The organism is Niallia laureatilytica, from assembly GCF_046613985.1.
In the GTDB taxonomy this organism is placed as follows: domain Bacteria; phylum Bacillota; class Bacilli; order Bacillales; family Cytobacillaceae; genus Niallia.
Genome location: NZ_JBKKHP010000011.1, coordinates 1 through 14,733, shown reverse-complemented (window position 1 = coordinate 14,733; position 14,733 = coordinate 1). Strand labels below are relative to the sequence as shown.

The window sequence follows — 14,733 nt, the reverse complement described above, 5'->3', positions numbered from 1 at the left end:
TGTTGTGAGACATTTGTGTGGCTTTTTTTATGCGCAGAAGGGGGATTTAAATTTGAGTAAATGGCATTATGTATTATTTGTTTTTTTAGGTGGCTGCAGTTACGGAATATTATCTACGTTTGTAAAGCTTGCATACGGAGCTGGGTTATCTGTTAACGAGGTAACGGGGGGACAATATTTTATTGGTACTTTAATTATTTGGATACTCGTTTTGTTTATGAAAAAGAGGGGAGTTTCTGGTAATCAAGCCATAAAGTTAATTTTATCGGGCATTCCATTTGGACTGACAGGCATATTTTATTATCAATCCTTACAAACACTTCATGCCTCATTAGCCATTATCTTTTTGTTTCAATATATCTGGATAGGATCATTATTAGAAATGGTGTTTTTAAAGAACAAGCCTTCGAAGGAAAAATTAATAGCAATAGGTATTCTGCTGGCAGGGTCGCTATTAGCTGCGGGGATTACCTCGGAAACTGGTGTTCACATTACATGGCAAGGTATGATGTGGGGACTGCTTGCTGCTATAACCTTTGCAACGTTTATTTTTCTGAGCGGTACAGTTGGACATAATACGGAACCGCTGTTGAAAAGCGCACTGCTTTCCTCAGGCGGCTTAATCGTTGTTTTTATCATCTTTCCACCAGTTTATTTTGTGGATGTGTCTGTTCTAGGCGGATTTATACAATATGGATTAATACTAGGAATATTTGGTGCAGTGCTTCCGCCGCTTTTATTATCCATTGGTATGCCTAAAGTCGGCCCAGGACTCGGCACAATCCTGACAGCTTCAGAGCTTCCGGTAGCTGTATTAATGTCTGCGTTAATACTGCGTGAACAAGTAGGTGTTTGGCAATGGTTTGGTGTTGCTCTCATATTAGGAGGCATTATGGTGAGTAATGTCAAAATGTTTAAACCAAGAAATATTTCAAGTCCCAATTGGTAAGGGATATGCGGAGCTGTCCATTAATTAATGGACAGCTCCAGTTTATGGCATGCTACCAATCAATACTGTTTTTGCCTCTGAAAAATTTTCCCGATGGTCCGTCAGACCCAATAGCAGTTAACCATAAAATGGACTCAGCAGCTTGCTTCGGTGTCGTTGGAGCAGAAGTTCCACCCATATCTGTGCTTACCCAGCCAGGATCGGCTGCGTTTACTTTGATATCATCTTTGACTTCTCCCGCAATTAATTGTGTTAAACCGTTTAAAGCAAACTTAGACAATTTATACGCTCCGACTTCTGGAGATGTTAATTGGCTTAAACGGCCATAATCAGAAGAAATATTAATAATTCTTCCATATCCGTATTTTTCCATGAGAGGCAGAAAGGACTGAATGGTATAGTAAGCCCCAAAAAAGTTTGTTTCCATTGTTTTTTCCAAAATGGCAGGGTCCATAGTTAATAAACTGTCATCTTCGTCTAAATAAACACCTGCATTATTAATCAAAACATCTAATCTTCCAAAGTGCTGATCTACCGTGATGGCGGCTTGGCGAATGCTTTCATGATTGTTCACATCCATCTCGAGAAAAGATACTTCTAAATTTGATTTGCGGAGTTTTTTAACAGCTTCTAGCCCTTTTTTTGAGTCTCGGCTTGTTAAGATAACTTTAAAACCTTTCAAAGCCAATTGGCGGACCAGTTCATAGCCAATTCCGCGATTACCGCCAGTGACTAGGGCAACTTTTGAGTCTGTAAACATATTATTATCCTCCTTGAAAAGAATGGAATTTATCTTGACACTTGATGTACAGGAGTCATCATATAGTTTCTAAGTACAATAGTTACTAAACTTAACACTAATGAAAGAATTCCAACTAATACAATATATTGCGTACCCATTGATGCTATTAAAAGTCCGCCTGCAGCTGACCCGACAGTTGTCCCAACGTTACAAGAAGAGATAAAGAGTCCGTTAGCAAAATCAGGTGCTTCAGGGGCTGAAGACGTAATTAAATATTGATTAATATTCGCCATTATTCCCCCTGCTAAAATTCCCCAAATGAAAGTAAGCATTGCCATTGGCAGCGGATACTGTCCTGTGAAGAATAAGAGGATGTAAACAGCACTTAATAGTAGAGGGAAATATACTACAGATTTAATCGGGTTTTGCGTAAGCAGCTTTCCTGCGACAATATTACCAATCATATTGGCCCCGCCAAAAATAAACAGCGTTAAAGTTATTGTATTTGGAGACATATTCGTTACTGTCTTCAAATATTCCGTGAAGTAGCTGTAAACTCCAAATACAGATGCATTTAATAAAATAACTGTCACAATAGAAATCCAGATTATTGATTTCTTTAAGACAGACAGCTGTGCACCGTAAGATTGTTTTACTTCGACAGGCATAGAAGGGACAAAAATGAATGTCGCAATAAAGACTATAACAGTAACAACAGCAAAGAATGCCATCGCCATTTCATAAGATAGGACACTATCAATAAAACTTGCGATTGGCACACCGGCTACCATACCCGCAGATACGCCAATAAATACTTTAGAAACAGCTTTTGGAGCTTCTTCTTTACTGACAGAGGAAGCAGCAACTGTAAAAGCCATCGAACAATAAATAGGATGAAAAAAACCTAGAACGACTCGTGTTAATAATAAAACAGTAAAATTAGTAGTAAATACAGACACAATATTCCCTAGCACAAACATGCCTAAAACAATTAACATGACTGTTTTTCGATTTATCCCTGAAAACAATAACGGCATTATTGGACCAGAAATAGCAATCGCAAGTGCAAACAGACTCACCAGCAAGCCGGCAGTTGATACACTGACATTAAATTGTTCAGCAATCGAGGGCAATAACCCGATAACCCCCATTTCGGTATTTAAGATGCCAAAAACTCCTATAGTTAAGATGAATATTAATAATTTTTTATTATACAAAAAAATCCCTCCATAAAATTCTTCATTTTACCGGTGCAGCAAAGGTATTACGCGATGACAAGTTTTTTGTAAGTATAAAGGTTAGAGTTAACTCTAGTTCAAGAAGTATTTTTGAAAAAAATTGTTTTTTTTATTTGGAGGGAGGGGCATTTAATAAAAAAAGCCATCTAACCTATTGGTTGTAGGTTAGATGGCTCTATGTTAATTTAAACTGCCAATTTTTTCAGTTTTATGAATATCTTCTGTGCCTGCCTCTAAGGCAGTCTTATAATAGTCGCATTTATGTTTAATAATTTCCATCGTTTTATTTATTTCTGCCAGCTGTGCTTCAACAGCGGCTTTCCGTTCTAAAAACATGTCATATCTCTGCTGGAGGGTAGCATCTCCATCCTGACACCAATCAATGAAACTTTTAATTTCCTTTATAGGCATCCCAGTAGATTTCAGACATTCAATGATCCTTAATGCGCCAATATCCGACTCTTTAAACAATCTTGTTCCATTAGTTGTTCGTTCTACAAAAGGCAAAAGGCCTTCTTTGTCATAATAACGGAGCGTATAGGTGGTAAGGTTTAATTCTTTCGCTACTTCACTAATAGAGTATGTGTTCATTGTTTCACTCCTTATTCTTCTATAAATATAGATTTAGAGTTAACTCTAGGACGCGAGGCCAATTCTATCATGGTTTTTTACTGATTGTCAAAGCTGATTTTAAAAATATTGTAAATTATCATAAAAATGGATAATTTACTTGACTTAGAGTTAACTTTAAGGTTTATCATATTTGCTAGTAAAAGTTTTAACTAGGAATATAGTGTAATTTGTTTTGTGTTTAAACTAAATTATTAACATGAAAGTTAACTGCTTTTTATTAGGTGTTATTTTATATCCAAAACAGTTAACTGAATTTCTAATAGGAAGGTGATTATCATGTTGGTAACAAAGGAAACGGTAAGACTGATCCGGGGACTGCAAGCAAGAAATACGACGATATTTGTTGCTAAAGCCCGTTCTTTTAGTAGTGATGTGTTTCTAACTAAGAATGGTAAAGCTTCAAATGGAAAAGAAATTATGAAGGTAATGGACTTAAATGTAAACACTGGTGATGAAATCACCTTGTTAGTCGATGGACCAGATGAGAAGAACGCCATCCATACATTAAAAAATTTTCTATTTAATAAGTAGAAATATTTAGTAAGGGTCTATGTACTTGGAATTTTCTATGACCAATCTGCAAAAAAGACTCACTACCAAGAACGTTATTCCGATAATTCATATCACATCTGTCCATGACGACGAAGTTTTCCTATTCAGAAAATACAGCTGAAGTTAATCATAAAGAAAAGGGGAATAACCAATGAATTGGTACCCCTCTTTTTCTTATTACAGATTTTACGGAACGAGAAAGCCCATTCCTTGAGGTGTGGGATGAAAGTGAACGGTTTTTTATTTTTCAGAGTAATCCACTAGGCATTTGAATCTCTTGTTGTTATAATGTAAGAAACGTACGTTCGATGGGTGGTGAACTAACTTGGAAACAATTTCTTTGAAACTAGAATTATTAAATCCTACTAAAGCTAAAAAAGAGATGTACAAAGAAATGACAAATATCAATACATCTTTTGCGAACTGGTTATTGGAATATCAAGGTCTAAAGGATGCAACATCGAAAGTTTATAAGTTGTTTTCTGATGGGAAATTCTCCTCGGCTATTGTGAACCAAACCATTCGAGAGGTTAAATCTAAGAAAAATAATCAAAAAGCGAAGGTTTTTCGCCGTTTTTGGTGTGGGTTCAACAACCAAAATTTGAAAGTAGAGAAAGAAAACAACCTCTATAAAGTTTCATTTCCTACTCTTAAGAAACGTGTTGGTGTACCAGTTGTAATAGAAACATACCAAAAACATTGGTTAGATAAAGTTTTGGAAGGGAAAGCAAAACAAGGAGCAGCGGAGTTGTATGAGAAAAAGGGGCGTTGGTATGTTTCCATTTCTATCTCTTTTGAACCAAAAACACCGAAATTTGAATCTATTAAACCTCCAATAATGGGCATTGATGTAGGGTTAAACTATCTTGCTGTTGCTATGGTTGGAACAACTTCGTTGTTTTTTAAAGGAAATGAGGCAGCATTTATTCGCAGGAAATATGCTTCGAAAAGACGAGTCCTTGGACAGAACAAAAAGTTGGATGCTATTCGCAAATCCAAAAACAAAGAATCGCAATGGATGAAGGAATTAAATCATGTCATAAGCCGAAAAATCGTAAACTTCGCATTAGAGAACGGTGTTCGTCTAATACGAATGGAAGATTTAACAGGCATTAGAAAAACAGCAAAATCAAAGAAAGAAGCAGGTCGAAATCTACATTCTTGGGCACAATATCAACTTCAAACTTTCATTGAATACAAAGCAAAGATGGAAGGCATGGAAGTTCAATATGTAAATCCTTATAACACATCGCAGATGTGTAAATGTGGTCATGTTGATAAAAATAATAGAAACCGTCATCTATTTCAGTGCGGAAAATGTGGATATAAAAGCCATGCTGATGTGAATGCTGGACTTAATATATCAAAATCTGTAAGTGGTATTTCTAAAAAGAAAAAAGCATCCTAACTAGTGTTGTGGTAAAAGCAGCACCGCCTGTTTAGGTACATATACACCAAAGGTGTATAGAACGTAACAGGATGGGGTAATGACATACCCCTTAACTAAAGGCTAGTTCAAAGCAGAAATGAATTGCGAACGCAATAGCACTTTAGAATCCCATTGCTTTAGCTGTGGGAGTGTCAACAAGGTTGTTTAGTTGGTCCAATTGTAAACTCATTAACATTCGTATCCTCAGGCTGGTCAATCGCAAACGCTACAACATTAGCAACACAATCTGGTGATATACCATATTGCTCGTACGTTGCCGTCATGCCTTTTGAAATATTCTCGTCCGTAATCGTATCCAATAATTCCGTATTGACTGCTGCTGGATAAATAGTGACTGTACGGATATTTGTGCCTTCTTGGGCAGACTCCATGCGCAATACTTCCATTAAGTCACGAACAGCCCACTTTGTTGCACCATATACTGCACCACCTGGATAAGCTTTTAGTCCGGCAACCGATGAAGTAGTAATAATATGCCCGGACTTCTGCGCTGTAAATGACAGCAATACTGCCGCAATCCCATTTAAAACACCTTTAATATTAACATCAATCATGCTGTTCCACTCGTTCGTTTTTAATGCAGAAAGCGGTGAATTCGGCATTAATCCAGCATTTAAGAATATAACATCAACACCACCAAAAGTATCTTTAGCCAATTGAACAAGCTGATGATTATCATCAGGGTTAACTACATCTGTAACACGATATGTCGCTTGTCCGCCAGCCTTTTGAATAACTTCAGTCAAAGCCTTCAATTTGTCTTCACGGCGCGCTCCTAGAACAAGTTTAGCGCCTTTTCTGGCCAATAATTTTGCCGTGCTTCACCGATTCCAGAAGATGCTCCAGTTATGATAACTACTTTGTTTTCCACTGCCATGTTTCATTCCTCCTTTACATTTAGGTAGAGTTTAAAGGATAGAGTTAACTCTAATACAAGGGGGAAGCTTGAAAAACTTTTAAACTATCTCACTTTTGAGAAGATAATACCTTCAATAAAATAGGATGAAATAAGTAATAAATAATGGGGATATTTGTAATAAATTAGCAGAGAATGTTGGACTAAAGGCATAAAAAGAGAAATTAATCTTAAGCATTCTTAAGGTTTTATGGAGTTTCCCTTCAGAATTTGCATTTATATTTTATCTATAAATCAACACTGAAGAGGAGCAGTTATATGAAAAAAAAGTTTGTTTCTTTATCAATATTTAATCCAAAGACGGTTGGGGCAGTCCGGCCCAGTTCGCAATTTCTCAGTAATAAAATGATAGAAGCAATCCATTTTAAGGATACAAAATACATTATTGAATATGGCCCAGGAACAGGCGTTTTCACCGAAAGGTTATCGAAAGAAGAAATAAGGACACAGTAATTATTTTAATTGAAAATAATCCAGCATTTTATCAACTGCTTAAGGAAAAGTTTCAACATGTATGCAACTTAATTGTGATACATGGATCAGCCGTAGATGTTCCAAATATTTCTGTAAAACTATCTTTCTATTGGATTTAATTCACCATATATTCCTGCAAGAATAGTAAATTTAATTAAGACACTTGTCTAATTCAGACTAGTTGCCTTTATTTACTTTAGTAATACGTTAGGATTATGATATTAATATAAGTTGCCCTTTATTTTCTGTAGTTAAGATGAATCTTGAGTTTAATTCTTTTGTAAACGGATATAAAACTAATTAAATGTATAAGGATGAAGATTATGTTGATAAGTAGAGTTATAGTTAGTCTTCCAAGAGGACTTCAGTCTGCTAAGAACACTGTTGATTTCGTTACGATTGCATCGTCTTTTGCAAGTGAAATTACCATTACATATAAGGACGTTACAAGCAGTATGGAGATAATGGAAATTATGGATTTGAACGTGAAAAAGGGACAGGAAATAACGATTATTGCGAAAGGAACGGATGAACAAAAGGCATTGTATTTTCTTAAAGGTTTTCTTTTAGGTGATAAAGGGCTTGGAGACAATTATAAGAAGTTTAATGCTTGTTAAGGGAAGAAGTCATAGAGCAAATTTTTTGTTTGTGGCATGTAAAACCCGATACAATATCCATATTCAACTGGATAAATCCAGTAAGAAGGAGATGAATCGATCATGAGTAATTACGAAACAAAAAAGCAGGAAATCTTAGATGCATTTAACTTTCGTCATGCTACAAAGGTATTTGACCCTACGAAGAAAATTTCTAAAGAGGACTTTTCATTTATCCTAGAAACTGGTCGTTTATCTCCAAGCTCTGTTGGTTATGAACCATGGAAATTTCTTATCGTGCAAAATAAGGAGTTTCGTGAGCGATTGAAGGAGGTTGCATGGGGAGCGCAAGGTCAGCTTCCGACTGCTAGTCATTTTGTTATCATTCTTGCACGGACAGATGCAAGATACGATTCTGAGTATGTATGGCAACTGCAAAAAAACGTGAAGCACATACCGGAAGATATATTTGAAAAGATGAAGTCTGCGTACAAAAGTTTTCAAGAGGGTATGAAGCTGTTGGAAAGCGATAGAGCATTGTTTGACTGGGCTAGCAAGCAAACATATATCGCCCTTGGCAATATGATGACAGCAGCGGCACAAGTCGGAATTGATTCTTGTCCAATTGAAGGCTTTAGTCCTGAAAAAGTGAATCAGCTTTTGGAGGAAAAAGGTTTGTTGGAGAATGGCAAGCTTGCGGTATCTGCTATGGTTGCTTTTGGCTATCGCGCAGAAAATCCAGACCGTCCGAAAACACGCCGAGCTATGGAAGATGTAGTACAGTGGATAGACTAATGGATAAACGATACTAAGAAGTCTGTGCAGCGATTGTTTGGGCTGCATGGACTTATTTTTTGCATATACACAAAGAATAAGGGGGAAATATGAGATAAAACTTGGGGAAACGCTGAAGCGTAAATTAAACAAATAGTAGTAGTAAATTTGGCTATATTTCTCATTATAAAAAAAACAAGTAATACTATGTGCTTAAAAGAGTTATACCATAGATAGGCAATTGACATTAATAAATCCATCATGTAAGATGTATTTTAATAAATATATCTAACACGATGTATCGTAACTGATGTTAATGAGAGGATTGAAAAAATGTTAGAAAGAGCTGATTATCTTCGAGAGTCGATCGATTTTTTACAGCGGTTTATAGCAAAAAGTATGCAGAAGGAAGCTGAGGGCTATGGATTTACAGTGCCTCAGATTAGGGTTATTGCGGAAGTAATGACAAATAAAACTTCAAGTATTAAGCAATTAACTCATAATTTGAAAATGACCCAAAGTTCTGTTTCTGATATAGTGGAAAGACTTATCGGAAAAGGCATACTTGAGAAAACTCCCAATCCTAAAGATAAACGCTCAGTGGTTATCACATTAACGAAGGGTGCAGAAGATGGAATAAACAAAAAGGATTACACCCATTTAAATGAAATGATAACCGGTGCGCTGAGTCAGCTTAATGCCGAAGAACAAGAAATCGTTATGAAGGGAATGCAGCTGCTCGTCGGAGCCGTAAAAGATAAAATGACATCAGAAGGAATGAACTATAAGGAGTCCTTTGATGTAATGCTATTTCCTACTCATGAAAATAAACAATAATTTTCTATTGTAATGTTATTAACAATACTTGTAGTGGGCATGATGAAAGACTTTAGGTGAATTAGCATTCAAGCCTCATACATATAAGTTTACAAGTAGCAATATACTTAAAATAATCGCTTTTCATCATGAATAGCGTTTTTTTGTATGGATAACTTTTAATGATTATTGCAGGAGAAAGGATAATACTGAATATATGGAAACAAGCAACATAATAACGCTGTTAATTTCGTTAATTTCTTTTATAAATATAGCGCTTGGTATTGCTGTTATCTTTTTCGAAAGAAGGGATGTTGGCTATACATGGGCTTGGTTATTAATACTGTTTACTGTTCCGGTCGTAGGTTTTCTTATTTATATTTTCTTAGGCCGCCAAGTGAGAAAAGAGAATTTTTATAAGTTAACTGATTTTGAAAAAAGTGATTTTGAGATGGCTGTTAATAGGGAGCTAGAAGCGGTAAAAGAACATTATTCGCATAATGAAATGCTGGATCAATATTCGGATTTAATTAATATGAATTTAAACTCTTCTAATGCATTCTTAACTACTGATAATGAAATTAATATCTTTACCACTGGGCAGGAAAAATTTGCTTCACTTTTTGAGGATATCAAGAAGGCAAAAGAAGAAGTGAATATACAATACTATATTATTCAACCTGATAATCTTGGTAAACAACTAAGAGATTTATTAGTTCAAAAAGCGAAGGAAGGAGTTAAAGTGCGTTTGCTTTTTGATGCAATTGGTTCGAAGAAAATATCACCCTCTTTCTATCAAGAGATTATTAAGAATGGCGGAGAGGTCGAAGTTTTTTTTCCTTCTTTTCTAAGATTAATTAACTTTCGTATTAACAATCGCAACCATCGAAAGCTTTGTATTATTGACGGAAATATTGCTTATATAGGCGGATTTAATGTTGGTGATGAGTATATGGGCATGAAAAAAAAGTTTGGATATTGGCGTGACACTCACTTGAAAATTACGGGTAATGCGGTTAATCACGTGCAGGCGAGATTTATCTTGGATTGGGTTTATTCAAGTAAAGCTGAGCAAGTAGCTGGAGAGGATTTCTCCTTTACAAAAGGGGAGCATAACGGAAACAGTCCTGTTCAAATTGTTTCAAGCGGCCCAAACTCAAAAACAGAGCATTTAAAAAATATGTATGTAAGACTTATTATGTCTGCGAAGAAAAGTATCTATATCCAGACACCGTATTTTATTCCAGATGCGAGTTTTATGGACGCATGTAAAATGGCCCTTTTATCTGGTGTGGATTTGCGTATTATGATTCCGAATAAGCCTGATCATCCCTTTGTGTATTGGGCCACATGGGCATTTGCAGGTGAACTGTTATCATATGGAGCTAAAATCTATTTGTATGAGAAAGGCTTCTTGCATGCTAAGACAATTGTAGTCGATCAAAAGACATCGTCTGTTGGAACGACCAATATAGATAATAGAAGCTTTAAGTTGAATTTCGAAGTTAATGCAACTGTATATGACAAAGCTATTGCAGACGAGCTTGCACATATCTTTCATGAGGATATAAAAAACTGCTCCCACTTAACAATAGAAAGATATGAGGAAAGACCACTAAGCATAAAATTTAAAGAAGCTATATCAAGGCTTTTAGCGCCTATTTTATAAGATGGAAACGGAAACGGAAAACGGAAGAGTTTCCGTTTTTTTAATGAAAATACATCCTTTTATTAAAAATTGACAATCGAAATTATATCGTATAAGATGCATATTATACGATATATCCTGTGCGATGTAGTTTGCAAATTGTTACTACTGTAAAAAATTCACTTGTGTTTTAGCAGGTGAAAAAGCACATTATGTTGAAGCATTAAAAGGTTCGGAATCAGAAATGAACTAACACCTAACAAGACTTTGAAATGGACAAAAGGAGCAGGTTTTATGCAAAGGGAGGATTTCAGCAATGTTAAAAATATTTAGCCACTTTCAAAGAAAAGATTGGCTGTTAATTACATGTGCGTTAGTATTCATTGTTATGCAAGTCTGGCTTGATCTGAAGCTTCCAGATTATATGTCGGAAATTACTAGGCTTGTTCAAACAGAGGGAAGTGAAATTAGTGATGTTCTTTCCCAAGGCGGATTTATGCTTCTGTGTGCGGTGGGAAGTATGGCCGCTTCCATCATCACTGTGTATTTTGCCGCAAAAGTAGCAGCGAGATTTTCAAACAGATTAAGGGGAATGGTGTTTGATAAAACTTTATCCTTCTCGATGCAGGAGCTTTCTAGTTTTTCTACGGCAAGTTTAATTACACGTTCCACAAATGATATTATGCAGGTTCAAATGCTCATCATACTTGGGTTGCAAGTTGTTTTGAAAGCCCCGATACTAGCGGTTTGGGCTATTTTGAAGATTATGGGGAAATCTTGGCAGTGGACTGCCGCGACTGGAGTCGCTGTGTTCGTACTATTGGTGTTAATTGCTATCATAGTTTTAATCGCATTACCTAAATTCAAAGTTATTCAAACATTAACAGATAATTTAAACATGGTTACAAGAGAAAATTTAACGGGAATACGTGTTGTTCATGCCTACAATTCTACTAAGTTCCATCAAAGTAAATTTGAAAAAGCGAACAACGACTTAACAGACACAAACCTGTTTACAACGAGAACAATGGCTATATTAATGCCGACTATTTCGCTTATTATGTCCGGAATCAGTCTTGCGATTTATTGGATTGGCGCCGTATTAATAAATGATGCGCCAATGACAAATAAACTGACGATATTCTCTGATATGGTCGTATTTTCTTCTTATGCGATGCAGATAATTATGGCATTTATGATGGTTTCCATTACTTTTGTTTTGCTGCCTCGTGCAGCTGTTTCTGCAAAGAGGATAAATGAAGTTCTCGATACGGAAGTCAGCATTAAGGATGGAACAGCAACAGAAGGAACTACAGAAGCAGAAATTGAATTTCGAAATGTCAGCTTTAAATACCCTGGGGCATCTGAATATGTTTTACAGAATGTAAGTTTCAAAGCGTCTAAGGGAGAAACGCTTGCTATTATCGGTTCTACAGGCAGCGGAAAGAGTACCCTTGTTAACTTGATTCCTCGTTTTATGGAAGCAACAGAAGGCGAAATTCTTGTGGATGGTCTTAATGTCAAAGAATATAATTTAGAATCGTTAAGAGATAAATTAGGCTATGTATCCCAAAAGGCGGTTATGTTCAGCGGGTCCGTTTCTTCCAATATTGCTTTTGGTGAAGCAGACAAAAGCATAAAAGCTGAAAGCGAAATAAAGAGAGCCGTAGAGATAGCGCAAGGAAAAGACTTTATTGAAAAAATGGATCAGCAATACGAGGCAGCTATTTCACAAGGTGGTACCAATCTCTCAGGTGGTCAGAAGCAAAGACTATCCATTGCACGTGCCATCTATAAATTGCCTGAAATTTATCTATTCGATGATTCCTTTTCTGCTTTAGATTATAAAACAGACCGTGTCCTCCGTTCTAAGTTAAAGCAGGAAATTAAGGATGCTACTTCCATTATTATTGCGCAGAGAATCGGTACAATCAAAGACGCGGATCGCATTCTTGTCCTAGATGAAGGCAAAATAGTAGGAATTGGCAGACACGATGAATTAATGCAGACATGTGATGTATACCAAGAAATTGCTTATTCACAATTGTCAAAGGAGGAGCTTGAAATTGGATGAAAAAAGTCAAGCTGGTCAAGAGCATACAAACATGGAACCAGATAAACAACCAAAAGATGCTAACATTCAGAGCGCGCAAAAAGGCATGAATATAAAAAGCTTAAATGAGCTTGCCTCGTATTCGAAGGCTTACTTCCCAGCAATAATTATTGCCTTAATTCTTGCTATGGCGGCTGCCATCTTTAGTATCGTTGGCCCTAATCAGCTAAGCAAGATGACAGATCTTATCACAGAAGGTTTAGTGGGCAGTATTGATATGGACGCTGTTTTCGATGTTGCTATTTTACTTGTGTTTTTGTATGGCGTAGGATTCATTTTCAACTATATCCAAGGCTATATTATGGCGACTGTTACACAAAGAGTTTCTAAGCAATTAAGACATGATATTTCCGAGAAAATAAATCGTCTTCCCTTGAAGTATTTTGATTCGACTACAACAGGAGATGTGTTAAGCCGAGTAACTAATGATGTAGATATGGTCGGTCAAACGATGAACCAAAGCATCAGTGGTTTAATTACAGCCATTACTATGTTTGTAGGATCATTAATTATGATGTTTTACACAAACTGGATTATGGCAATTTCAGCTGTGCTTTCAACCGTAGTTGGGTTTGTATTGATGGTCTTTATCATATCAAAATCTCAAACCTACTTTGCACAGCAGCAAGCAGACCTAGGTAAGCTCAATGGTCATATTGAGGAGACTTATTCAGGGCATAATGTGGTAAAGGCATATAATGGCGAAAAACAAGCGCAGAATGATTTTTCTGTCATTAACACAAGATTATATGATAGTGCATGGAAATCCCAATTCATGTCAGGTCTTATGATGCCACTCATGATGTTCATCGGAAACTTTGGATATGTAGTCGTTTGTATTGTTGGGGCTGCCCTTGCAGTAAATGGCACGATCTCCTTTGGTGTAATTGTTGCATTTATGCTTTATATTCGGCTATTTACACAACCGCTTCAACAGCTGGCCCAAGCAGCCACTAATTTACAGTCTACTGCGGCAGCGAGTGGAAGAGTCTTTGAATTTTTAGGAGAAGAAGAGCTTGCGAAAGAAAGCAACAAATTAGAAAAGTTAGAAAATGTTAATGGAAATGTGGAATTTAAGCATGTGCAATTTGGTTATGACGAAGATAAGTTAATTATTAAGGATTTTTCTGTAAAGGTGGCAGCAGGGCAAAAAGTTGCTATTGTAGGGCCAACAGGTGCGGGAAAAACAACGCTAATCAACTTACTGATGCGATTTTATGAATTAAATGGCGGAGAAATCACGATTGACGGCATTTCGACTAATCAAATGACAAGAGAGTGTTTGCATGATCTGTTCTGTATGGTGCTTCAAGATACATGGGTGTTTGAGGGGTCTATTCGCGATAATATTGTTTATTCAAGGGATGATGTATCAAATCAAGAGGTAGAAGCAGCCTGCAAAGCAGTAGGGCTAGATCACTTTATTAAAACATTGCCTGATAAATATGATACGATTTTAAATGACAAGTCAAGTTTATCTGCAGGACAAAAGCAGCTGATTACCATTGCCCGGGCTATGGTGAAAATGGCGCCATTACTTATTCTCGATGAAGCAACAAGCTCAGTCGATACGCGCACAGAGGTGCTTATCCAGCAAGCAATGGATAAACTAACGGAAGGAAAAACATCCTTTGTTATCGCGCACAGATTGTCTACGATAAAAAATGCCGATTTGATTTTAGTAATGAAAGATGGCGATATTATCGAAGCTGGTAACCATCAAGAATTAATCAGCCAAGACGGCTTCTATGCAGAACTATATAATAGCCAATTTGAAGAGGCATCTTAAAAAGATTACAAAAATATTAATTAGTAAAAGTCTATAGATATAT

General features: G+C 36.4%; 13 protein-coding genes and 1 pseudogene. 10 read left to right on the top strand and 4 right to left on the bottom strand.

Translation table 11 applies throughout. From position 1 onward, the window contains the following. Positions 1-52 precede the first annotated feature (52 nt). Entirely contained in the window at positions 53-949 is an 897-nt protein-coding gene (locus ACLIJJ_RS21200) for an EamA family transporter (RefSeq protein ID WP_233315599.1), read from the top strand. Positions 950-1,001: 52 nt separating this feature from the next. Here ACLIJJ_RS21200 and ACLIJJ_RS21195 read toward each other — a convergent pair whose 3' ends face one another. From ACLIJJ_RS21195 to ACLIJJ_RS21185, 3 genes are all read right to left on the bottom strand, one after another. Then, a complete protein-coding gene (locus tag ACLIJJ_RS21195) occupies positions 1,002-1,709 on the bottom strand; it encodes an SDR family oxidoreductase (RefSeq protein ID WP_411411589.1) in 708 nt (235 codons plus the stop codon). Between the two features lie 29 nt (positions 1,710-1,738). Further along, positions 1,739-2,914 (bottom strand): MFS transporter, encoded by a 1,176-nt coding sequence (locus tag ACLIJJ_RS21190; RefSeq protein ID WP_411411677.1) that lies wholly within the window; start codon positions 2,912-2,914, stop codon positions 1,739-1,741. A gap of 195 nt (positions 2,915-3,109) precedes the next feature. Continuing rightward, complete coding sequence (locus tag ACLIJJ_RS21185; RefSeq protein ID WP_233315596.1) at positions 3,110-3,520, bottom strand: MerR family transcriptional regulator; 411 nt, start codon at positions 3,518-3,520, stop codon at positions 3,110-3,112. Between the two features lie 318 nt (positions 3,521-3,838). On the opposite strand from ACLIJJ_RS21185, the gene ACLIJJ_RS21180 reads away from it, so the two are divergent. Next, a complete protein-coding gene (locus ACLIJJ_RS21180; protein ID WP_233315595.1) occupies positions 3,839-4,093 on the top strand; it encodes an HPr family phosphocarrier protein in 255 nt (84 codons plus the stop codon). A 346-nt stretch (positions 4,094-4,439) separates the two neighbouring features. Continuing rightward, positions 4,440-5,522, top strand: coding sequence for an RNA-guided endonuclease TnpB family protein (locus ACLIJJ_RS21175; RefSeq protein WP_411411588.1), 1,083 nt, complete (start codon positions 4,440-4,442; stop codon positions 5,520-5,522). A gap of 173 nt (positions 5,523-5,695) precedes the next feature. Here ACLIJJ_RS21175 and ACLIJJ_RS21170 read toward each other — a convergent pair. Beyond that, positions 5,696-6,441 (bottom strand): annotated as a pseudogene (locus ACLIJJ_RS21170) (SDR family oxidoreductase). Between the two features lie 297 nt (positions 6,442-6,738). Between ACLIJJ_RS21170 and ACLIJJ_RS21165 the strand changes: the two are divergent. The 7 genes from ACLIJJ_RS21165 (at position 6,739) to ACLIJJ_RS21135 (ending at position 14,690) form a co-directional block, all read left to right on the top strand. Beyond that, complete coding sequence (locus ACLIJJ_RS21165; RefSeq protein WP_411411587.1) at positions 6,739-6,933, top strand: hypothetical protein; 195 nt, start codon at positions 6,739-6,741, stop codon at positions 6,931-6,933. A gap of 344 nt (positions 6,934-7,277) precedes the next feature. Then, a complete protein-coding gene (locus ACLIJJ_RS21160) occupies positions 7,278-7,571 on the top strand; it encodes an HPr family phosphocarrier protein (protein ID WP_233315591.1) in 294 nt (97 codons plus the stop codon). Positions 7,572-7,673: 102 nt separating this feature from the next. Next, positions 7,674-8,345 (top strand): NAD(P)H-dependent oxidoreductase, encoded by a 672-nt coding sequence (locus tag ACLIJJ_RS21155; RefSeq protein ID WP_411411586.1) that lies wholly within the window; start codon positions 7,674-7,676, stop codon positions 8,343-8,345. Between the two features lie 312 nt (positions 8,346-8,657). Next, the gene (locus tag ACLIJJ_RS21150) at positions 8,658-9,161 is read left to right on the top strand and encodes a MarR family winged helix-turn-helix transcriptional regulator (protein WP_233315589.1); all 504 of its coding nucleotides are present in this window, start codon (positions 8,658-8,660) and stop codon (positions 9,159-9,161) included. Positions 9,162-9,357: 196 nt separating this feature from the next. Next, a complete protein-coding gene (gene cls / locus ACLIJJ_RS21145) occupies positions 9,358-10,809 on the top strand; it encodes a cardiolipin synthase (RefSeq protein WP_237943996.1) in 1,452 nt (483 codons plus the stop codon). Positions 10,810-11,104: 295 nt separating this feature from the next. Beyond that, the gene (locus ACLIJJ_RS21140) at positions 11,105-12,862 is read left to right on the top strand and encodes an ABC transporter ATP-binding protein (protein ID WP_341080392.1); all 1,758 of its coding nucleotides are present in this window, start codon (positions 11,105-11,107) and stop codon (positions 12,860-12,862) included. An 85-nt stretch (positions 12,863-12,947) separates the two neighbouring features. After that, on the top strand, positions 12,948-14,690 hold the full coding sequence (locus ACLIJJ_RS21135) for an ABC transporter ATP-binding protein (RefSeq protein ID WP_396953826.1): 1,743 nt from the start codon (positions 12,948-12,950) through the stop codon (positions 14,688-14,690). Positions 14,691-14,733: the final 43 nt, after the last annotated feature.

Excerpts from the sequence above, each read along its gene's own strand:
- ACLIJJ_RS21150 (WP_233315589.1), top strand. The coding sequence starts at position 8,658 with ATGTTAGAAAGAGCTGATTATCTTCGAGAGTCGATCGATTTTTTACAG.
- ACLIJJ_RS21185 (WP_233315596.1), bottom strand. The coding sequence starts at position 3,520 with ATGAACACATACTCTATTAGTGAAGTAGCGAAAGAATTAAACCTTACC.
- ACLIJJ_RS21140 (WP_341080392.1), top strand. The coding sequence starts at position 11,105 with ATGTTAAAAATATTTAGCCACTTTCAAAGAAAAGATTGGCTGTTAATT.
- ACLIJJ_RS21195 (WP_411411589.1), bottom strand. The coding sequence starts at position 1,709 with ATGTTTACAGACTCAAAAGTTGCCCTAGTCACTGGCGGTAATCGCGGA.
- ACLIJJ_RS21165 (WP_411411587.1), top strand. The coding sequence starts at position 6,739 with ATGAAAAAAAAGTTTGTTTCTTTATCAATATTTAATCCAAAGACGGTT.
- ACLIJJ_RS21160 (WP_233315591.1), top strand. The coding sequence starts at position 7,278 with ATGTTGATAAGTAGAGTTATAGTTAGTCTTCCAAGAGGACTTCAGTCT.
- ACLIJJ_RS21135 (WP_396953826.1), top strand. The coding sequence starts at position 12,948 with ATGAATATAAAAAGCTTAAATGAGCTTGCCTCGTATTCGAAGGCTTAC.
- cls (WP_237943996.1), top strand. The coding sequence starts at position 9,358 with ATGGAAACAAGCAACATAATAACGCTGTTAATTTCGTTAATTTCTTTT.
- ACLIJJ_RS21180 (WP_233315595.1), top strand. The coding sequence starts at position 3,839 with ATGTTGGTAACAAAGGAAACGGTAAGACTGATCCGGGGACTGCAAGCA.
- ACLIJJ_RS21155 (WP_411411586.1), top strand. The coding sequence starts at position 7,674 with ATGAGTAATTACGAAACAAAAAAGCAGGAAATCTTAGATGCATTTAAC.